The following is a 20,608-nucleotide window of genomic DNA, read 5'->3' on the forward strand; positions in this document are numbered from 1 at the left end:
TGACGATGTCCCAGGAAGAAATAACAGCCATTGATTGGCCCTCGTTGATCTTTGCTCCCGCGTTTATGTCCAGCCTTGATGCCATGGCGGCCCGTCGTTTCGTGCAGCCGGTGTTGGCGGAAGAGGCGGTCACCGCCATGATCGAGGCGCTGTCAGCGGATAACTGGCAGAAACTCTCTCACTTTTCCGGCAACAGCCAACCCTCCACCTTTGCCTATGCCGTGGCCAGTCGTGCCATGGAGGATTTTGCCCGCAAACGCTTTGGTCGTCCCCGGCCCCCGGCCTGGTTACAGGCGCTGGGTAACGCCTGGGTGCGGCTCTGGCAGATGCTCTGCCTGGAGCGTCAGTGGCCGGAGTTGATTCGCCAGAAACTGGCAGAGGAGTTTCAGCCGGGTTTGCTGGAGCAGGCCATGCGCACCATCAAGCAGCGTATACCGCGCTGTGGTGAACCCGGTTTCAGTGAGTGTTGCGTGACCGAGCTGGGGTTGGAAACCCTGCCGGACGACTCCGGCCACAGTCTTGATGTGTCCCTGGACCAGGCCCGCCAGCAGACGCTGCTGGCGCTGTTGGGTCAGCTCCTCAGCGATAACCCCGGCAATCACTCCGCCTGTCCGTCTGATGCAGAAGTCATTGCTGAATGGCGGAGGGCGCTGGATCTGGACAGCGAGGATCGTTTGCTGCTGCGCCTGACTTACGAAGACGGACTCTCCAGCCGCAAGATCGCCAGTTTGCTGGGCACCAGTGCCGGTAGTGTGCAGAGGCGCCTGCAGCGTGTGCGGGATCAGCTGGCCGGGCTGCTGGCCGGTGCCGGCGACGAGACACCATCCACTGAGGTGGAATACCCATGAACGACCAACAGATTACCGAGTTGCTGCTGGCCATCAGCCGGGAAGCACCCGTTGGCGATATGCGCGCCTACCCGCCGTTGGCCGGGTTTGCTTCGGAGGATGAAATACTCGCCGCTTTTGTCGATGGTTCGCTGACACCGGATCAGAGCCGTTGTGTCCAGGCTGCACTGGCAGGCAATCCGCGCCTGCGCCAGCAGTGGATCGCTTGTCGCGAAGCGATTGACGTCATCAACGCCAGCGCCGCTGCCACACGTCAGCAGCAGGCGCGCCGGCGGCGCTTCGCCGGAGGCTTGGGATTGGCGGCGAGCGTGGTGGTGGCGCTGCTGGTGACCTTGCAAGTGCCCCCGGCACCGGAGATGTCCGCACCTCAGCTGGAGGAGCGTGCCATCGTCAACGTGGGATCTGCCGGCCAGAGGCCGGAACCGCAAGCCAAACGTATGAAACCGCCACCAGAGGCTATCGAGCAGCGTTACGCCAGAGAGGCCCGGGACGAGACCCTGGAACCCGCTCCCCGGGAGCTCTCTGCAGATACAGCAGAGACTGTGCCGGTGGCAGCCTGGGAGATGTATGTTTCTGTTTACCTGGGTTGGACCGAGAGCCCGGGTGGCATTTATATGCCGTTTGCCATGGCCGCAGCTGCCCATTCAAGGCTGGCAGAGCGGTGCATCAGCGAAGATATGAACGATTCCCAATGGTTGCCGGAAAATCGTGATGTCGCGGCGGAGGCTGCCAGCACCTTTGCCGATATTCATGCCCGCTATCCGCAAGCGCTGGAATCTTTTGTGCCGGTTAGCAAGGCCGACTGGTGTGAGCTTGGGCCAAAACTGAGGCGTTTCGCCTATCGGGCCGTCATAGATCAGCACGACCTTGAGAGTAAGGCGGAAGACGAACAACAGATACAACCTTGAGCCGGGTGGGCAGGATCACCTGCGGATTGCTTTTGAATCGCGGGTGCGCCGTCAGGTGATTGATGGCAACCCGTCAGCGGTCCGGGAAACCACAGGCTGACAGCAGTATTGATCTTGTGACGTGAGCCTTCATGGCACTGCGTCACTTTGTCCCGGGGGACAGATGAACAAACAACAAGCACTCGAAATTCTCGGTCTGCGAGAGGGGGCAACTGCAGCGGATATTACGGCTGCCGTGGCAGCTAAAAAAGCTGAGATCGCTGCTAAAAAGGCCGGTGCCTCCTCTGACGCCCTGGCGGCCGTATTTGACACTTTCCTGCAGCGTTTGGAGCTGGCCGAACGTGTACTTGCCGAAGACTGCATGGCAGTAGCGCCAGAGGCAGTTGAACCTGAGGCATGGCAACCGGCACCGCAAGGGCAGCAAGCAACCGGCGCCGGTGCCGCGGTGCACCAGCAACCTGTCGTCGAGCGCAAGTGGTGGTGGGTCGGCGGGGCGTTGGCGCTGTTGCTGGTTGCAGCAGTGATGACGGGCCTGTTTCTGGAACGGCTGATGGTGAGTCGCCACCAGGTCTATGCGGTGATGCGGGAGCCGGATTTAACGCCGGAAGGAATTGCCCCGGACACAATGGATCAGGTCGTCCTTGTGGATACTGAGCTGCTGATCATGGCTTCTGCGACCGGCACCGGAGCACTGGTTCCGGGGGAGAAGTACAACCAGTTTTTGACTGGCGATTCAATCGATACCAAGATCGAGCTGCACTATCAAGACGGCAGTTACTTCGTCCGGGTCGAGGCGGGCAAAACGGAAACTGTCTATGAGTGGCCAATGTACCCGATGAGTCGGGTCGATATCGATTATTACAAGGATCACCTGATAGGCCAGCGCGAGAGTTTCCTGGTCGAGGAGCTGGTACTCGACGCCAGCTCTTACCCCTGTGAAATTTCCTATGAGCTGGACAAGGGAGAAGTCATTTCACTCTGGTATGAGGCGGATGGCAGCCGCAATGTGGACGGCAAAATGGTTCAGGATGGGGACACCGTAGCCTTTATCCCGAATGAGGAGGGTGAAGACTCCCTGTATGGCCTGGAGTACGTGTTCGACACCAGTTCCGGCTTCAGGCTGTACCTTGATACGTTGTCTGCAGACCTGAGTGAGGCGGGCGATATGGGGCAGCTGCAATTGACAGCCGGTTGCCGGCAGGCCGTGGATGGCAGCTATCACCTGGTTGAGCCTTTCCGCAGCTGGTGGGACACCAAACTGGCGAAGAGCGACAAGCAGGGCCTGCTGGAAAAGCAGGGTGGCAAGATCGCGCTGACCATAGATACGGTGCCCAATGCCACTATTTATATCCTCAATATCAAGCCCAAATACGAGCCGGGCATACTGCTGGAGCCAGGCGAGTACAAGATTCTGGTGCGGGCCGATGGTTATCAAGACTGGAATGGCACGGTCACCTTGCGCAACATCGGTGAGCCGGCGTCCACCGCAAGAATCCCCATGACCAAATATACCCCGTCGGCAAATTGTAAGTCGGGTAACTGTTACAACGGCAGCGGTACGTACGTCTACAGCTCCGGAGATAAGTACATCGGCGCGTTCAGCGGTGGGCTCAGGCACGGGCAAGGCAGTTACTACTTCGCCGATGGCGATCACTACGAGGGGGCGTGGGCGAGTGGTAACAAATCCGGCAAGGGCACTTACCATTATCAAAGCGGCGACCGCTTTGTGGGTGACTACAAAAATGATGCTCCCGGTGCCGGTATCTATTACAGCGCATCTGGTGAGCGCTACAGGGGGCGTTTCGTCGATGGTAGCTGGCAGAATGATTAACCGTCTGGCGGGTGCTGCGAGACTGCTGGAGCAAACCGTCGGCCTTGTTGATGGAGCGTAGTGTGCGGACCGGTATAAAGGTGACTACAGCAAGGGCACTGCTATCGATGCTGTCCCGAACGGTTGCAGGGACTGCGCTGTTAACGCTGCTCGCCAATCCGGCCCTTGCCGCCAATCTGCAAAAGCGGCATGAGTCCGGAGAGACGGTTCCGGCCAACGACTACATCGGCACGCTGGTGAAAATTACCGGCGGCAGTTTTCAGATGGGTTCCAGTGATGGACTGGATTCAGAGCGGCCACTGCATCAGGTGACCTTGCAAAGCTTCTTTATGCAGGAGCACGAAGTCACCTGGAACCAGTACCAGCCCTGTATTGATGACGGCGTGTGCCCGGATGCTGAAGACATGGGCTGGGGGCGCGGCCGGCAACCGGTGACCAACGTCAGCTGGAATGATGTTCAGCTCTATATCGATTGGTTGAACATCAAGACCGGGCAGCGCTTCCGCCTGCCCAGCGAAGCGGAGTGGGAGTACGCCGCCCGGGCCGGAAGCTCCACGGAATACAGCTGGGGCAACCGCATCAGTTGCGCGCAGGCCCGCTATGACAACTTCAAGGGCGAGTGCATCTACGATCCCAAAACAGTGCCGGTAAAATCCTTCGCCCCCAACGCCTGGGGGCTGTATGACATGCACGGCAATTTGCGCGAGTGGGTGCAGGACTGTTGGCACGATTCTTACGTGGAAGCGCCGCACGATGGCACAGCCTGGATTGGGGATGGGGAGTGTGAGCGGCGGGTACAGCGGGGTGGATCCTGGCATGATCTGGCGGACAGCCTGCGTGCAGCCGACCGCCACAGCGCTCCCGTCGACCTGCGTATCCCGTTACACGGTTTCCGTCTGGTGCGGGATTTTTAGCACGGCTGCAGCGGCTGCGAATGCTCTGCACATTGGATTTTTATTGGGGGAACCATGAACAGACAAGAGGCTCTCGAACTCCTCGGGCTACAGGAAGGTGCAACGCCCGCGCAGATCGCCTCGGCGCTGGAGACCAAACAAGCGGAGGTCGAGGCTAAAAAAGCCAGCTCTGCCAGCGAAGCTCTGGCGGGGGTCTTCGACACTTTTTTGCAGCGGTTGCAGCAGGCGGAAGCGATACTGCTTGCGCCTGATCCGTCGTCAGTCGTAGTAGAGCCTTCAGCCGAAAGAGAGCCTTTAGCTGTAGAAGAGCCGGATACCACGACCGAGCTGCAACCCGGGCCGCAGGTGCAAACCCGGGGCAAGGTCCTTCTGATCACCCTTGGGGTGTTGCTGTTGGCGGTCATCCTGTTTATGGCCTTTGCCCAAAAACAGCGTCGTGATGCGGAGCAGCAAGCCGAGTTCAATCGCATGATGTATGACATGGCCAGGGAACAGGCGCCGGCGGCCAAAGATCCGCTGTTGGAGCAGATGGATGAGGAGATTGCCCTGGGTAATAAAGATTTGCCCAAAGAGATGGGGGACGGGGTACGGGCGGATCGCGTGAGTCGCGATGGCCGCACGATCGGACATTACTACACCCTGTTAGGAACCCGTGCGGCAGATTTTGACCTGGAGCAGTTGGGTATGGAGGTGAGTGCCAATGTCGTCAATGGCATTTGCAGTATGGTTGAAACCCAACCCGAAACCCGGGCGTTCTACAGGGACGAGTTTGTCTATGAGTTCATCTATCTGGATGGGCAGGGCGAGACGTTAACTGTCGTCTCCATGCAGATGCAGGATTGCCCCTGACAGTAAGTGGGCCACATTTTTTGGCGCCGGCGGTGCAGTAAGTGCCGGGTCTGTCCGTCTAAGCCAGGGAACCCACAACATCACCCAGGAGGTGCCCTGTGTCTTCCCTGTTTTTTAACCGTCCGTCCCTGAGATTGGGGCTGGCGGTTCTGACGCTGGCGCTCGGCGCCTGCAGCGTATCGGACTCCGCTCCCGAGGAGGAGGCCCGTGCCCAGGCGATTGCTATGCGGGACCGGGAACTGGCACTGCGTGAACGTGCCGCGGCCGAGCCGCAGAGAAAGATGGTGGCGGCTGTGGTGCCGCCTGGTCCATCTCCTTTTTACCCGGGGCCACAGGCTGAGGAGCGGGATCGTTTTGCGCCGCTGCTGCAGAATCCCCTGCAGCGGGTGGTGGATGCGCCGGTCTCCACTTTCTCCATTGATGTGGATACCGCCTCCTATTCGGCTTCCCGTCGCTGGATTAATTACGGGCGCCTGCCCAAACCCGATATGGTGCGTGTGGAGGAGTGGCTCAACTACTTCGACTACACCTACCCGGTGCCGGAAAATGCCGGTGTGCCTTTCAATACCCAGGTGACGGTAACCGACTCCCCCTGGCACGAGGGCAGTAAGTTGCTGCACATCGGCATCAAGGGTTATGAGATCACACCGGAGCAGCGACCGAAAGCCAACCTGGTGTTTCTGGTGGACGTCTCCGGCAGTATGACGGCGCCGGACAAACTGCCGCTGGTGACCCGGGCCCTGCGCATGATGCTGACGGAAATGAATCCGGATGACCGGGTCGCGCTGGTGGTCTACGCCGGCGCTTCCGGAGTGGTGCTGCCACCCACAGAGGTGCGTGAGAAGACCCGCATTCTGCAGGCGCTGGACAGCCTGCAGGCTGGCGGAGGCACGGCTGGAGCCGAGGGCATTGAACTGGCCTACCAGTTGGCCCGGGAGCACTTCGACAAGACCGCCGTGAACCGCGTGATCCTCGCCACCGATGGAGACTTTAACCTGGGTGTGAGTGACGACGCCTCGCTCAAGGCAATGATCAGCCGCCAGCGTGAGCAGGGAATCTATCTGTCGGTGCTGGGAGTGGGGCAGGGCAACTACAACGATCAGCTGATGCAGACCCTGGCGCAGAACGGCAACGGCGTGGCGGCCTACATCGACACCCTCAGCGAGGCCCGCAAGGTACTGGTGACCGAGGCCAGCGCCTCGCTGTTTACCATCGCCGAGGATGTGAAGATCCAGGTGGAATTCAACCCGGCCACGGTGCAGGAGTACCGCCTGATTGGCTACGAGACCCGCGCCCTGGAGCGGGAGGATTTCAACAACGATGCGGTGGATGCCGGCGAGATCGGTGCCGGTCACACGGTAACCGCCATCTACGAATTCACCCCGGCGGGTACCGCGCCGCGGATTGAGCCCGGTCGCTATGAAGCCGCAGCCGGCGCCAACGTAGCAACGGCCAGTCACGGCGATGAATGCGCCTTTGTCAAACTGCGCTACAAGCGGCCGGGGGAGAAACAGTCGCAGTTGCTGGAAGTGCCGGTGGCTGCGGGTAATAGCACGGCGCTGTCGGTAACAACGCAACAGGATGTGGATTTTGCCGTTGCCGTGGCTGGTGCAGCGGAGATACTGCGTGGCGGCAAGTACAGCGGCAACTGGACACTGGAAGATGCCATTACTCTGGCGCAACAGAGTAAAGGTGACGATGAGTTCGGTTACCGGGCGGGCTTTATCCAGATGCTGCGGCAGGCGAGCCAGAATCGCAAACTGTAAGTGCGGTCGCCGGCGGGGCATTGCCAGCTCTGGTTGGCAGGAGGGAATGACATGAACAGGGTAGGGCGACGCACATGGCAGTGGCAGATTGTCCTCGCGGGTTTGGCTTCAATACTGCTGGCAGGGTTGGTACAGGCGACCGTGGCGGTCGATCCGTCACAGGCGGCGCTTGATCGCCATGAGGCCTATCTGATGGTGATGGGCGAGGCGACCCCGGCACAGATGACACCGGACGAGCTGGGTCAGATGCAGCTGCTGGACCTGAAGTACGGTCTGGCGGCCGGCGCCAGTAGCTCGGTCTGGTTGCACTCGGTTGGCGATGGTATCCGCTATCGCCTCTCCGGCGACCAAAACACTGACGCAGAGCTGACCTTGCTCTATCGGGACGGCAGCTACCGGGGGCGTATTGAACAGCTCAGCTCGGGCAAGAGCGTGGAGTACCGGCTGTACCCCTTGAAGCGGGTCGACCTCACTTATTACCACGGGCAGCGCTTGCTGCAGCGGGATATGTTTTACAGCCGGCGCGGCAAGATGGACGCTGGATTTGTCCACTGCAGCCTCAGTTATGCTCCGGCGGGGGACAAGGCCGTGACGGTGCGCTCGGATCTTACCGGCAAGCGCAGAACCCTGGGGGTGCTGGCCGACAGTGATCAGGGCGATGTACTGGTCTTCACCCCGCAACCGGAGCGAGGGTTGCCGACGCTGTACTCGATGGAGTATGCACTGGTGGGCAACCAGCGGATCCGTTTTGCCATGTGGCTGGACGGCGCCACGCCGGCCAATCACGGTGATGAGAGCCTGCACGCTTCTCTCGACCGGATTTATGAATGCAAAGCGGATGCGGATGGCAATTTCCAGCCGCCTGAGCCGCTGGGCAATTGGCTGCAGCAACGACTGCAGGCACAACAGGAAAAACAGTAAACTTTTCGGTGCGGTCCTCTGTGGTAGTGGGAGGGTGGTAACCCGCAGCAAGGGTGTAAGGAGTGTGATATGGCAAAGTCAAAGCGGTCACGGTGGTCGGCAGTGATCGGCACTGTGACGGGATTGATGCTGGGCGGATTGGCCGGGGCGGCGAGTGTGCCGGAACTGGATCGCTATGACGCCTACCTGCTGGTCTACACCGGCGTCGATCCTCAACAGCTCACACCGGACGATATGAAACGGGTGGAGTTGTTCGATCTGAAACACCGTCTGGGCGCAGGCAGTGATGGCGCGACCTGGATGGAGTCGATGGATGATGGTTACCGCTTTCGCGCTATGGCCCGCAAGAACGATGACACGGAGTTCGAGCTGATCTATCGCGATGGTGAGTACTTTATGCAGATGGAGCGGCCTTCTGCCCGAAGGCAGGCGGAGTTCCGCCTGCTTCCCCTGCAGCGCGTGGGCCTGGAGTTTTACCGCCAGCGGCGGGTGGGTCAGCGGGAGATGATCTACGACTGGCTGGCGCTGTCGGAACCGGGTTTTGTCAGCTGCGAGCGATCCTATCTCGCAGAGAATGATCGCCTGCTGGCGGTGGCCTACGATGCTGACGGGCGATTGCAGGACGATCGCGACAGGGTGTCGCAGCGTGGCGATCAGCTGGCCTTCACCGCTGAGGCGCGGGATGGGGCACAAGGGGTACCTCACTACCGGCTGGAATATGCTCTGGCCAATGATCCTTCCAGTCGCTTCACCATTTTACTGGACGGGGCTGCCCCGGAAGACTTTGGCAGCGATCGGCTGTTGGGATTTCTGCATCGGGTGTACGAATGCGAGGCGGCCAGTGATGGCACTGTTCAGCCCCGGGAGCCCATGCGCAGCTGGCTGCAGCAGCGTATGGAGGAGCAGCGAGGTCCTCATGAATAGCGAGTCGCTGCGCACGGTTGCGGTGACAGCGCAGCAGGATGGGGACCTGCAACTGCAGCCGGGTCAACGCTACGCCCTGCGTTACGAGATCCTGCAGCTGCTGGGCCGTGATGGCAACGGCGCATGGTATCTGGCGCGGGACCGGCACAGCGGCGAAGAGCTGCGGATCCATATTCAACCACCGAGGAGATAAGACTATTAAACACGCATCGATAGTGGCACTGCTGTGTCTGCTGGCAGTCGGCGCCGATGCCGGCCAGCCAGCCATGCCCGCCTTTGAGCAGTATCCGGCTGCCGTTTCCGGGGCAACCCTGCAACAGGTGGATCTGCAGAGCCATCCGCAGGCGCCCACATTCCGCAGTCGCCTGCAGGCGCTGGAGGGGCGGCCAGCCAACTTCGCCGGTCACTACAGTGTGCAGTACTGGGGCTGCGGCAGTGGCTGCCAGCAGTTTGCCATTGTGGACGTCACCAATGGCCGGGTGTTTATGAACGAGGACTGGTCGGCGTCCTACGGGCTCTGTCACCGGGCCGACAGTAACCTGCTGATCGTCAATCCGGGTGCCCGTGCGCCGGCGCGTATGCAGAGTGTCTATTTCTACTGGGATGGATCACAGTTGCAGCAGGTGTGGCAGGGGCAGCTGGCCGAGGATGAGACGGAGCCGCAGTACCGGTGCGCCGGGGAGGGGTAGCGCCAGTTGTGCAGTAGTGGGTACAGCGGGTGCCTGACTGTCGGCCTCCGGCAGTCAGTGGTGGTGAAAAAGCTTCATCGCCTGCCTGGTCTTGTTCGAATTTTGCTCGTCTTATGGGGCTTTGACGGACATTTTCATGGGGCTCGACCATTGTCACAGGATTTTTTCTCTTTGCACAGGCGCTGACTGGCGCTGTGCCTGTACAGTCCGTCTGTGAGGGGATAAACTAGCGCCTGTTTTTTGACCGGCTGATCGCGCCACTTGGGCGTGGCTGACCGGATGTGAGTCAGGTTGCCGGATTGCCCATGGCTCCGGTGATACAACAGGCAACAGCGTACCCATGAGTATTTCTGTGTTGGCAAGTTTCTCTTCCTTCTGCCGGGGGCGATGGCGTCCCTGAGTCTCTGCTGAGCATCGCTCAGGCCGTTGGGGTGCCTCTGCGCCCGTCGTTTGTTTGTTCGTAAACACAAAGCCAGGAAGGACTCACCATGTCTCCGGAATTATTTTGTCAGTTGGCCGATCAGGGCTATAACCGTATCCCGTTGTACCGGGAAGTGCTGGCTGACCTCGATACGCCCCTCTCCAGCTACCTGAAGCTGGCCCAGGGGCAATACTCCTATCTGTTTGAATCGGTGCAGGGCGGCGAAAAATGGGGGCGTTTCTCCATGATCGGCCTGCCGGCGCGTACCGTGTTGAAAGCCTGCGGTGACCTGGTCACTGTGGAAACCGATGGCCAGGTGGTGGAAGAGCTGCGCTGCGCCGACCCGCTCACCTTTGTGGAAGAGTTCCAGAACCGCTACCGGGTGCCGGAAGTGGAGGGCTTGCCACGCTTTAACGGCGGCCTGGTGGGCTATTTCGGCTACGACTGCGTGCGCTACGTGGAGCCGAAACTGAAAGCCTCGCAACCGCAGGATGTGATTGGTACACCGGATATCCTGCTGATGGTCTCCGACGAGGTGCTGGTGTTCGACAATCTGGCGGGCACCCTGACGCTGATTGTGCACGCCGATCCGGCGCACGCGGAAGCCTACGAGCAGGCCCAGGCCCGTCTCGACCAGCTGGCGCAACAGCTGCATGCCATCACCCCGGATACCGCGCCCATGAAGCTGCACCCGGAGTCGCACCAGGAGGGTAACTTTACCTCCAGTTTTGGCGAGCAGAACTTTCATCAGGCGGTGGATGCCATTAAGGAGTATGTGCTGGCCGGCGACACCATGCAGGTGGTGATCTCCCAGCGCCTGTCGCTGCCGTTTGCCGCCGAGCCCCTCAATCTCTATCGCGCCCTGCGCTGCCTGAATCCGTCGCCCTATATGTATTTCCTCGACCTGGGGGATCACCATGTGGTGGGTTCCAGCCCGGAAATCCTGGCGCGTCTGGAAGATGGCGAGGTCACGGTGCGTCCCATCGCCGGTACCCGGCGTCGCGGCCACACCGCGGAAGAGGACCTGGCACTGGAGCAGGAGCTGGTCAGCGACCCGAAAGAGATCGCCGAGCACCTGATGCTGATTGATCTGGGCCGCAACGATGTAGGCCGGGTGGCGCAGGTGGGCAGCGTGAAGCTCACCGACAAGATGGTGGTGGAGCGCTACTCCCACGTCATGCACATCACCTCCAATGTCACCGGTCAGCTGAAGAGTGGTTTGAGGGCGATGGATGTGTTGCGCGCGGCACTGCCGGCGGGCACCCTCTCCGGGGCGCCGAAGATTCGCGCCATGGAGATTATCGACGAGCTGGAAAGCGAGAAGCGCGGTATCTATGGCGGCGCGGTGGGCTATCTCTCCTGGAACGGCAACATGGACACCGCCATCGCCATTCGCACGGCGGTGATCAAGGACCAGACCCTCTATGTACAGGCGGGTGCCGGCGTGGTGGCGGATTCCGTGCCGGCGCTGGAGTGGAAAGAGACCATGAACAAAGCCCGGGCGATTTTCCGCGCCGTGGATATGGTGTTGTAAGGAGGAGCTGCCCGTGATTTTGATGATTGATAACTACGACTCCTTCACTTACAACGTCGTCCAGTACCTGGCGGAACTGAACGCCGACGTGAAGGTGGTGCGCAACGATGAGATCACCGTTGCCGATATCGAGGCCATGGCGCCGGAGAAGATTGTTATCTCCCCCGGCCCCTGCACGCCCAATGAGGCGGGTATCTCGGTGGAGACCATCAGGACCTTTGCCGGCCGCATCCCGCTGCTGGGTATCTGTCTCGGTCACCAGAGCATTGGCCAGGCGTTTGGTGGCAACATCGTGCGCGCCCGCCAGGTAATGCATGGCAAGCTGTCGCCCATCTACCACGCCGACGTGGGGGTGTTTAAGGGGCTGAAAAACCCCTATCAGGCCACCCGTTACCACTCGCTGGTGATTGAGAAAGAGAGCCTGCCGGAGTGCCTGGAGATCACCGCCTGGACCCAGACCGAAGATGGTCAGGTGGATGAGATTATGGGGGTGCGCCACAAGACCCTGGATGTGGAAGGGGTACAGTTCCACCCGGAGTCGATTCTCACCGAGCACGGTCACGATCTGCTGCGCAATTTTTTGGCGCGCTGAAAGGAGGGTTCTGCGGATGGATATCAAACAAGCACTGGCCAAAGTGGTTGAGCGTCAGGACCTGACCCAGGGTGAGATGAGTGCAGTCATGCGTCAGGTGATGACCGGACAGGCCACCGAGGCGCAGATTGGTGCGCTGCTGGTGGGCCTGCGCATGAAGGGCGAAAGTATCGATGAGATCACCGGTGCCGCTACCGTGATGCGTGAGTTGGCGTCTAGGGTGGATCTCGGTGGTGAACATCTGGTGGACCTGGTTGGCACCGGCGGTGACGGTGCCAACCTGTTTAATGTCTCCACCGCCGCCTGTTTTGTCGCCGCTGCCGCTGGTGCCAAGGTGGCCAAGCACGGTGGCCGTTCCGTCTCCAGTTCCACCGGCAGTGCCGATGTGCTGGAAGCGGCCGGTGTGCAGCTGGATATCACGCCACCGCAGGTGGCCCGCTGTGTGGAAGAGTTGGGCATCGGCTTTATGTTTGCCCCCGCTCACCACAGTGCCATGAAGTACGCCGTCGGCCCGCGTCGCGAGCTGGGCATGCGCACCATCTTTAATATCCTTGGCCCGCTCACCAACCCCGCCGGCGTCAAGCGGCAGGTGATCGGCGTGTTTAACGGTGACCTGTGCGAGCCGCTGGCCAAAGTGCTGGCGCGTCTCGGTGCCGAGCATGTACTGGTGGTGCATGCGAAGGATGGCCTGGATGAGATCAGCCTGGCTACTGAAACCACCGTCGCGGAACTGAAAGATGGCGCGGTGCAGGTCTATAAAATTTTGCCGGAAGACCTCGGCGTGGCATCGCAGTCGCTGGTGGGACTGACGGTGGAGAGTGCGGCTGAGTCGCTGGCGCTGATCCGCGACGCACTGGGCAAGCGCAGTGACGCCCGGGCGCAGAAAGCTGCCGATATTATTGCCCTGAACGCCGGTGCCGCTATCTACGTCAGCGGTGTGGCCGACAGCCTCAAGGCTGGCGTGGCCATGGCGCAGGACGCCATTGGCAGTGGCCTGGCGAAAGAGAAGATTGCCGAATTAGCCGCCTTTACCCTGTGCCAGAAAGAGCACGGCTAACCCTATAGTTAAAGTGGTTGCAGTATGAACAAGATCCCCACGGTCCTGGAAAAGATTATTGCGCGCAAGCGCGAAGAGATTGCCGAGCGCTCGGCGCAGCGCAGTCTGGAAGAGGTTAAAGCACTGGCCGCTGAGCAGCCGCCGGCGCGGGGCTTTGTGGCCTCCATCGAGCGCAAGCTGGAGGCCGGTCAGGCGGCAGTGATTGCCGAGATTAAAAAGGCCTCGCCGAGCAAGGGCGTCATCCGGGAGAATTTTTATCCTTCGGAAATTGCCATCAGTTACGAGAAGGGTGGCGCCGCCTGCCTGTCGGTGCTCACGGATGTGGATTTCTTTCAGGGCGCTGACTGCTATCTGCAGGAGGCCCGCGCGGCTTCCTCGCTGCCGGTGATCCGCAAGGATTTTATTGTCGACGACTATCAGGTGTATGAGGCCCGTGCCATCGGTGCCGATTGCATCCTGCTGATTGTAGCGGTGCTGGAGTTCGACCAGCTGCAACACCTTAACAGCCTGGCCCATGAACTGGGGATGGATGTGCTGGTGGAGGTGCATAACGCCGACGAACTGGAGGATGCGCTGAAGCTGCCCAACCGCCTGATCGGTATCAACAACCGCAACCTGCACAATTTCGAGACCAGTCTCGAGCACACCTTTTCGCTGCTGAGTCGCATCGACGACAGCCGTATTGTGGTGACCGAGTCCGGTATTCACACCATTGATGATGTCATGGCCATGCGCGGCCACAACGTCAACACCTTCCTGGTGGGGGAGGCGTTTATGCGTTGTGATGACCCGGGTGTGAAGTTGCTGGAGATGTTTAACTGATCACGATGGCCGATCGGGTAAGACAAAAAAACGGAGCTATGGGCTCCGTTTTTTTATGCCTGTCGATGACATCGCCAAGAGCTCGCACGTGGGTCGTTTGGGTCTTAAAGCAGCCGCAGCCGCTCGGCATCCTGCTGCATCATGGCGGCGGTGACCTGTGTGCCCTGGTAGATCACCCGCAACTTGCCCTGGGTGTCGATCAGGTAGATATGGCTGCTGTGGGCAATGCCGTTGGTTTCGGCCCCGGGGATACGCTTTACCGACGCCAGGTAGCTGGCGGCCAGGGTGTCGGCGGCGGCATTATCGGCGGGGAACAGTTCCAGCAGGGCGGGGAAGTCCTGTTTGTCCCGCAGCGGTGGCAGTTCGCGGTCGCTGGCGGGGTCGAGGCTGATCCAGACGTAATTCACCTGATCACCCAGTTGCCCGTAAAGCTGTTTGAGGGTGGCCAGTTGGGCGGGGCAGGTTTCGCTGCAGTGGCGATAGCCGAAGGAGAGATAGGTGGGTTTGTCCTGCAGTCCGGAGAGGCTGACCGGGGTGCCGTCGTAGGCGTTGGCGGTGAATTCAGCGGCGCTGCGCTGCAGTGGCATGCCGTGCAGGTCGACGGCTTGCGGTTTGACCAGCGACAGGGCCAGCAGCATGACAGCGGCTACGCCCAGCGCGGTGATAGCGAAAACCCCGTAACTCCGTGAACCTGCCACAGGCATGCTCCCCTGAAGGTGACGGGGCAGTCACGACAGAGACTGCCCTGATTACAGGCGGTGTAGCGGCTGCCCTTAGCGGGTGCCGAACACCACCATGGTCTTGCCCTTGACCGATACCAGCCCCTGATCCTCCAGGGTTTTCAGTACCCGTCCCACCATCTCCCGGGAGCAGCCGACGATACGGCCGATCTCCTGGCGGGTGATCTTGATCTGCATGCCGTCAGGGTGGGTCATGGCGTCGGGCTCTTTGCAGAGATCCAGCAGGGTGCGGGCGACGCGACCGGTAACATCCAGGAACGCCAGGTCGCCGACCTTGCGTGTGGTGTTGCGCAGGCGCTTGGCCATCTGCTTGCCCAGGGCAAAGAGGAATTCGGGATGATCTTCCGTCAGTTCCTGGAATTTGCTGTAACTGATCTCGGCCACTTCGCATTCGGTTTTGGCGCGAACCCAGGCACTGCGAGAGTCCTGCTGTTCAAACAGCCCCATTTCCCCAAAAAAGTCGCCGTCATTCAGGTAGGCGACAATCATCTCACGGCCTTCGTCGTCTTCAATCAGAACGGTGACGGAGCCCTTGATGATGTAATAAAGCGAGTCACTCTTGTCGCCGGCGTAGATCAGTGTGCTTTTGGCCGGGTAGCGACGGCGGTGACAGTGGCTGAGAAATTCGTCCACGTTCTTGATGTGCGGTGTCAATGAAACGGCAACCAATGGATTATCCTCAGTGAAGTGCGGGGCCACAGGCCCGAAGTTTTATACCCTAATCGCTTTTATTTTACTTGCCAACCGCCGGTCTCAAAGCTCTGACGGCTTAACATAATGCCGACGCATTATGTCGGTTATCGAAACGACAGGCCAGACTTGCGTACCTCTGTTCATTCTCTTTGTGAACCCGTTATCTGTCCAGCGCCATTGGGGGTTTGCAAATCTGGTCAAACAATGATCTCCGGGCGTGCCAGTCCTGCGCTCCGGCAGGGCTTTGTGGTAGGCTTGCGCATCCGGATTTTGAGGCCGGCCCCGGCCCGGGCACTGCGGTGCGGCCTACACATAAAGTCGGGGCAGGCACTTACTGATATAGAGGAAGAGGTATGAAGGCAACGGTTAAGTGGGTTGATAACGCCATGTTTCTGGGGGAGTCCGGCAGCGGCCACGCAGTAGTGATGGATGGCCCACCGGATAAAGGCGGTCGCAACCTGGGTGTGCGTCCCATGGAGATGCTGTTGCTGGGCATGGGAGGCTGCGCCTCTTTTGATGTCATGAGCATTCTCTCCAAGGCCCGCCAGAAAGTGCTGGATTGCCGGGTAGAGCTGGAAGCCGAGCGTGCCGAGGGTGTGCCGTCGCCGTTTACCCGCATCGATATGAAGTTCGTCGTGACCGGTGTAGGCCTCAAGGAGGCTCAGGTGAAGCGCGCGGTGGAGCTGTCAGCCACCAAATACTGTTCTGCCACCATTATGATGGAAGCGGCTGGCGTGGCCGTGACTCACGGTTATGAAATTGTCGAGGCGGAGCTCTGAGTGACTCCTGTCGGAGGCGGCCGCCCGGCAGCCTCTGCCCCGCGGCCTGAGGTCGTGGCCTGAGGTCAGACGCGGTAACTGGTCTTGGTCATGGCCCTGGAGACCAGGCTCATCAACCCTTTTACCGGCTTCGGAAAGCGCACACCACCCGCCTGCAGGGCGGTGTGGGCGTGACGGGCCTCGTCATCAAGCATCACTTCCACCACCGCCCGGCTCTTCTGGTCGTCGGCGGGCAGCTCCTGCAGGTGACTCTGCAGGTGGCGACATACCTGATCTTCGGTAGCGGCGACGAAACCCAGGCTGATACGGTCTGACAGCAGGCCCGCGGTAGCACCGATACCAAAGGAGAGGCCGTACCACAGGGGGTTGAGTACCGAGGTGTGGCTGCCGAGGTTGTGAATGCGCTCCTGGCACCAGGCCAGGTGATCCACCTCTTCGTCGGCCGCCTGCTCCATTTCACGTCGTACTGCCGGCAGTTTGGCGGTGAGAGCCTGACCCTGATAGAGCGCCTGGGCGCAGACTTCTCCGGAGTGATTCACCCGCATCAGGCCGGCAGCGTGTCGGCGTTCGGCAGCGCTAAGCTCCGCTTCGGCGTGGGCCGTGGCGGGGGAGGGGCGGGTGTGGCTCACCTTGCCCGGCGCCAGGGTGCGCAAGGCCTTGTCTGCCTGCGAGAGCAGTTCGTCGAGGACGGAGAGTTGGCGCTGGGACATGGGCTTCAACCTGCGGGTGCATGAAGGGCCATTGTAACCAACTTGGGCGACGTCTGAAATTGACAGAACGCAAATTGGGTTTCCAGCCGCCAGGGACTCCGCGACCTGTGCTACAGCGCTGCGTTACCGGCGACGATGCTGGCACTGTCCGCCACCGGCACCTGCCGGGTCATGGCCTGACGCAGGGTCAGCTCTTCCGCCAGGCAAATCTTGAGGCTCTTTTCACTGATGGGTTTGTGCAGCTGGCGGCTGATACCGGCCTGACGGGCACGCAGCTCACCGGGACCATCGTTGACGCCGGTAAGCATGACGATCACCGGTGCCCCGGCCCGCTGCAGCTGTTCCGCCAACTGCAGCCCGTTCATGGCGGGGAGGTCGAAATCCAGTACCACGGCATCGAAACATTCGCCTTCGCGGGTGGTTTGGGCCAGCAGGTTGAGGGCCTCCTCGGCGCTGGGCGCCGCCGACACCTGCATGCCCCAGTTGCCGGCGCGCTGGCTCAGCAGCAGGCGACTGGAGCGGTTGCCATCCACCACCAGCAGACGCTTTTTCTGCAGCAGGCGATCGTAGTGATGTTCATGGTGTTGCAGCAGGGAGTAGCGCGGCAGCACCAGCTGGCATTCATACAGCACGGTGCTCCCCGTCTCGGGTGTGATGGTGATGTCGCCCTCCAGCAATCGCGCCAGTGCGCATGCCATACGCCAGTTGCGGTGCAGGGTATCGCTGTCGGCAGCGTCGCGCTCGTCGTAGTGCTCCTGCAACAGGCGGATTTCCGCTTCGTCCAGGGTGCTGTTGTTATCGCGGATCTGCAGCAGCCATTGGTGCCTCCCGTCGGCGCGTACCAGCTGCAGGTCAATTTCGCCCCGTTGACTGAACCATAGCACCACCTCCAGAACGGTACCGAGGATCTGCTTCAATCGCTCGGGATCGCCTTTGGTGAGGGTCGGTGTCTTGGGGTTGTGATGGTAGATAAAGCGGATTTTACGTTCTTCGGCCCGCAGGCGGGCATCTTCGCAGAGGGTGTTGAGCAGGTGCTCGAAGTCGAAGGGCACCACATTGGGTGACAGGCTGCCCTTCTCCAGCGAGCGCCAGTCGTGAATGCGGTTGAGCCATTTCAGCAGCCCTTCTCCGGCGCGCCGCAGGGTGTTGACCTGTTCCATCTGGGAGCGGCTGAGCGGACTCTCCAGCAGCAGCTCGGCGGTGCCCACCATGCCGCTCAAGGGGGTCCGCAGTTCCCGCTCGGCCTGTTTCAGCGTGTTGGTGTACTGCCGGCGCAGGCGCGCGTGCAGGGCGCGCTGGTAGTGCTGTTGCAGGCGACGCTGGGCTGAATTAATGGAGATGCGGATTACCGCATAGGTACAGAAGGTGGCATCGATGATGGCCAGCAACAGGCTCAGCCAGTAAGCCGCCAGGGGTTGTGTTGTCTCCGCTTGGGGGAACCACCAGTAGCAGACGCTGGCGACGGTGATCAGTGCCAGTTTCAGGCGCCCGGTCTGGGTGGCGAGCGGGGCTCCCTGCAGGCCCAGCTGTAGCAGGTAGAGAGCGGACAGTGTCATGCTGGCGAAGAACAGCCAATGACTGTCAAACAGGTGTGCCTCCTGCCGGCCCGGCAGCAGCGCCAGGGCTGCCAGCAGAATCAGCTGGACGCCAACAAACAGCTGCTGATAACGGTGGGGCGGTGCTGTGTCTGCAGGCCAGCGCAACACCAGGCAGAGCTGGGTGCTAATGGCCAGCAGCATAAAGGTACGGGGGTTCAGCCAGTGTGGTGCCAGGTTCAGCTGGCCGTGAGACTCCACCCAGCTGGCGCCGATCAGCAGACTGATGCTGGCAATCTGCAGCGCCAGCCACAGGTTGAGTTTCTCTTTCTGTGACCAGGCCTGGGCCAGGTTAATCACTACCAGCATCACCAGCGCACCCAGCAGTGCCGCGGTGGATGTATCAGTGACGGTGTTGACCGTGTTGTCGAACAGGTACTGAAAGGTATCGGATGCGTTGGCGCTGTGCGCGACTGTACACGTCAGCAGAATGAGCAACAGGCGGCTTGCACCGGCGTAGCGCGGGGGCGTGGGGAGCATAGCGACCGTCTCGGTTATTGTTATAGGGAGGGGGTCGAATCCAGAGGCGGATGCTAGCTTGCCAGCCCGGGGCTGTGAACCGGGTTTTTAGATGGTTTTGCAATAAGAGGGCAGCTGCCCGACGTAATGCCGGGCAGCTGGGGGGAGCGCGGTATCAGTCCTGCTGTTCGCGAGCGATGGCGCGATAGCCGATATCGTTGCGGAAGTAGACGTCAGCCCACTGGATCTGTTGCACCAGTTCGTAGGCTTTCTGCTGGGCTTCGGTAACGCTGGTGCCCAGGGCTGTGGCGCAGAGCACGCGGCCGCCGTTGGTCACCACCTCGCCGTCCACCAGCTTGGTGCCGGCGTGGAACACTTTCTTGCCTTCACTCTCCGCCGGAATGCCGGAGATAACATCACCCTTGCGGTAGTCGCCCGGGTAGCCGCCGGCGGCCAGTACCACGCCCACGGCGCAGCGCGGATCCCACTCGGTGGTCTTGTCGGCCAGCTTGCCATCGATGGCGGCGTTGCAGAGGTCCACCAGGTCGGACTGCAGGCGCAGCATGATGGGCTGGGTCTCCGGATCGCCGAAGCGGCAGTTGTACTCGATCACTTTGGGGGTGCCGTCGGCCATGATCATCAGGCCCGCATACAAAAAGCCGGTGTAGTCATTACCTTCAGCGGCCATGCCGTTGACGGTGGGGTAGATCACCTCGTCCATCACTCGCTGATGGATCTCGGCAGTGACTACCGGAGCCGGGGAGTAAGCACCCATGCCACCGGTGTTGGGGCCGCTGTCCTGGTCGCCAACGCGCTTGTGGTCCTGGCTGGTGGCCATGGCCACGACGTTCTTGCCATCCACCACCACAATGAAGCTGGCTTCTTCGCCATCGAGGAACTCCTCGATCACCACGCGACAGCCGGCGTCGCCGAAGGCATTGCCGGAGAGCATATCGGTAACCGCTTCTTCGGCCTGCTGCAGGGTTTCAGCCACAATCACGCCTTTGCCGGCGGCCAGACCGTCGGCTTTCACTACGATAGGGGCACCTTTTTCACGCAGGTAGGCCAGGGCCGGCTCCACCTCGGTGAAGTTCTGGTACTCGGCCGTGGGGATGTTGTGGCGGGCGAGGAAGTCCTTGGTAAAGGCCTTGGAGCCCTCCAGTTGCGCGGCGCCTTTGGAGGGGCCAAAGCAGCGCAGGCCCTGCTCGGTGAAGTAGTTCACTACACCACCCACCAGTGGCGCTTCGGGGCCGACAATGGTGAGGCCGCAATCGTTGGCGCGGGCAAACTCCGCCAGCTTGGCAAAGTCCATAACGTCGATGGCGACGTTCTGCAGACCGGGCTCGGTGGCGGTGCCGGCATTGCCGGGGGCGACGAAGACGGTTTCTACGGCCGGGTTGCGGGCAGCTTTCCAGGCCAGGGCGTGTTCGCGACCGCCGTTACCGATGACTAATACGTTCATAGTGTTTTCCCTTATACGCTGGGATGTGCAGTAATCTGCTGGTTGCTGTTACGCCCTTGAGAGCGCAACAACACAACTCAAAAAACAAACAAAA

General features: G+C 60.7%; 20 protein-coding genes. 15 read left to right on the forward strand and 5 right to left on the reverse strand.

Annotation, left to right across the window (positions count from 1 at the left end; genetic code table 11):
* Positions 1 to 5 precede the first annotated feature (5 nt).
* The 14 genes from GSF27_RS13260 (at position 6) to trpC (ending at position 14,076) form a co-directional block, all read left to right on the forward strand.
* Entirely contained in the window at positions 6 to 848 is an 843-nt protein-coding gene (locus GSF27_RS13260) for a sigma-70 family RNA polymerase sigma factor (RefSeq protein ID WP_160969885.1), read from the forward strand.
* A complete protein-coding gene (locus tag GSF27_RS13265; protein ID WP_160969887.1) occupies positions 845 to 1,756 on the forward strand; it encodes a hypothetical protein in 912 nt (303 codons plus the stop codon). The genes GSF27_RS13260 and GSF27_RS13265 overlap by 4 nt, the downstream gene beginning before the upstream one ends.
* A gap of 163 nt (positions 1,757 to 1,919) precedes the next feature.
* Positions 1,920 to 3,587 carry a hypothetical protein gene (locus GSF27_RS13270; RefSeq protein WP_160969889.1) on the forward strand — a complete coding sequence of 556 codons (1,668 nt, stop codon included), beginning with the start codon at positions 1,920 to 1,922 and terminating at the stop codon, positions 3,585 to 3,587.
* 107 nt (positions 3,588 to 3,694) lie between these two features.
* Positions 3,695 to 4,501 (forward strand): formylglycine-generating enzyme family protein, encoded by an 807-nt coding sequence (locus GSF27_RS13275; RefSeq protein WP_160969891.1) that lies wholly within the window; start codon positions 3,695 to 3,697, stop codon positions 4,499 to 4,501.
* Positions 4,502 to 4,555: 54 nt separating this feature from the next.
* Complete coding sequence (locus GSF27_RS13280; RefSeq protein ID WP_160969893.1) at positions 4,556 to 5,350, forward strand: hypothetical protein; 795 nt, start codon at positions 4,556 to 4,558, stop codon at positions 5,348 to 5,350.
* Positions 5,351 to 5,448: 98 nt separating this feature from the next.
* Positions 5,449 to 7,116 (forward strand): von Willebrand factor type A domain-containing protein, encoded by a 1,668-nt coding sequence (locus GSF27_RS13285; RefSeq protein WP_370462606.1) that lies wholly within the window; start codon positions 5,449 to 5,451, stop codon positions 7,114 to 7,116.
* 51 nt (positions 7,117 to 7,167) lie between these two features.
* Positions 7,168 to 8,037, forward strand: a complete 870-nt coding sequence (locus GSF27_RS13290; RefSeq protein ID WP_160969895.1) for a hypothetical protein — start codon at positions 7,168 to 7,170, stop codon at positions 8,035 to 8,037.
* Positions 8,038 to 8,106: 69 nt separating this feature from the next.
* Positions 8,107 to 8,961 (forward strand): hypothetical protein, encoded by an 855-nt coding sequence (locus tag GSF27_RS13295; protein ID WP_160969897.1) that lies wholly within the window; start codon positions 8,107 to 8,109, stop codon positions 8,959 to 8,961.
* On the forward strand, positions 8,954 to 9,154 hold the full coding sequence (locus GSF27_RS13300; RefSeq protein WP_160969899.1) for a hypothetical protein: 201 nt from the start codon (positions 8,954 to 8,956) through the stop codon (positions 9,152 to 9,154). The genes GSF27_RS13295 and GSF27_RS13300 overlap by 8 nt, the downstream gene beginning before the upstream one ends.
* A 22-nt stretch (positions 9,155 to 9,176) precedes the next feature.
* A complete protein-coding gene (locus GSF27_RS13305; RefSeq protein ID WP_160969901.1) occupies positions 9,177 to 9,650 on the forward strand; it encodes a hypothetical protein in 474 nt (157 codons plus the stop codon).
* 488 nt (positions 9,651 to 10,138) lie between these two features.
* A complete protein-coding gene (trpE, locus tag GSF27_RS13310; RefSeq protein ID WP_160969903.1) occupies positions 10,139 to 11,605 on the forward strand; it encodes an anthranilate synthase component I in 1,467 nt (488 codons plus the stop codon).
* Positions 11,606 to 11,618: 13 nt separating this feature from the next.
* Positions 11,619 to 12,197 (forward strand): aminodeoxychorismate/anthranilate synthase component II, encoded by a 579-nt coding sequence (locus GSF27_RS13315; RefSeq protein ID WP_160969905.1) that lies wholly within the window; start codon positions 11,619 to 11,621, stop codon positions 12,195 to 12,197.
* Positions 12,198 to 12,213: 16 nt separating this feature from the next.
* Entirely contained in the window at positions 12,214 to 13,254 is a 1,041-nt protein-coding gene (gene trpD / locus GSF27_RS13320; protein WP_160969907.1) for an anthranilate phosphoribosyltransferase, read from the forward strand.
* A 24-nt stretch (positions 13,255 to 13,278) separates the two neighbouring features.
* Positions 13,279 to 14,076 carry an indole-3-glycerol phosphate synthase TrpC gene (gene trpC / locus GSF27_RS13325; RefSeq protein ID WP_160969909.1) on the forward strand — a complete coding sequence of 266 codons (798 nt, stop codon included), beginning with the start codon at positions 13,279 to 13,281 and terminating at the stop codon, positions 14,074 to 14,076.
* A 104-nt stretch (positions 14,077 to 14,180) separates the two neighbouring features.
* Here trpC and GSF27_RS13330 read toward each other — a convergent pair whose 3' ends face one another.
* Together GSF27_RS13330 and crp are read right to left on the reverse strand one after the other, a co-directional pair.
* Positions 14,181 to 14,774, reverse strand: a complete 594-nt coding sequence (locus tag GSF27_RS13330; protein WP_160969911.1) for an SCO family protein — start codon at positions 14,772 to 14,774, stop codon at positions 14,181 to 14,183.
* Positions 14,775 to 14,849: 75 nt separating this feature from the next.
* Complete coding sequence (gene crp / locus GSF27_RS13335; RefSeq protein WP_160969913.1) at positions 14,850 to 15,485, reverse strand: cAMP-activated global transcriptional regulator CRP; 636 nt, start codon at positions 15,483 to 15,485, stop codon at positions 14,850 to 14,852.
* A 377-nt stretch (positions 15,486 to 15,862) separates the two neighbouring features.
* Here crp and GSF27_RS13340 point away from each other — a divergent pair, with 377 nt between their 5' ends.
* Positions 15,863 to 16,288, forward strand: coding sequence for an OsmC family protein (locus tag GSF27_RS13340; RefSeq protein WP_160969915.1), 426 nt, complete (start codon positions 15,863 to 15,865; stop codon positions 16,286 to 16,288).
* 65 nt (positions 16,289 to 16,353) lie between these two features.
* On the opposite strand, the gene coq7 is transcribed toward GSF27_RS13340, so the two are convergent.
* From coq7 to purD, 3 genes are all read right to left on the reverse strand, one after another.
* A complete protein-coding gene (gene coq7, locus GSF27_RS13345) occupies positions 16,354 to 16,998 on the reverse strand; it encodes a 2-polyprenyl-3-methyl-6-methoxy-1,4-benzoquinone monooxygenase (RefSeq protein ID WP_160969917.1) in 645 nt (214 codons plus the stop codon).
* A 110-nt stretch (positions 16,999 to 17,108) separates the two neighbouring features.
* Positions 17,109 to 19,073, reverse strand: a complete 1,965-nt coding sequence (locus GSF27_RS13350; protein ID WP_160969919.1) for a response regulator — start codon at positions 19,071 to 19,073, stop codon at positions 17,109 to 17,111.
* Between the two features lie 154 nt (positions 19,074 to 19,227).
* Positions 19,228 to 20,514, reverse strand: a complete 1,287-nt coding sequence (gene purD / locus GSF27_RS13355) for a phosphoribosylamine--glycine ligase (protein ID WP_160969921.1) — start codon at positions 20,512 to 20,514, stop codon at positions 19,228 to 19,230.
* Positions 20,515 to 20,608 lie beyond the last annotated feature (94 nt).

The organism is Pseudomaricurvus sp. HS19 (genome assembly GCF_009857815.1).
In the GTDB taxonomy this organism is placed as follows: Bacteria; Pseudomonadota; Gammaproteobacteria; order Pseudomonadales; family Cellvibrionaceae; genus Pseudomaricurvus.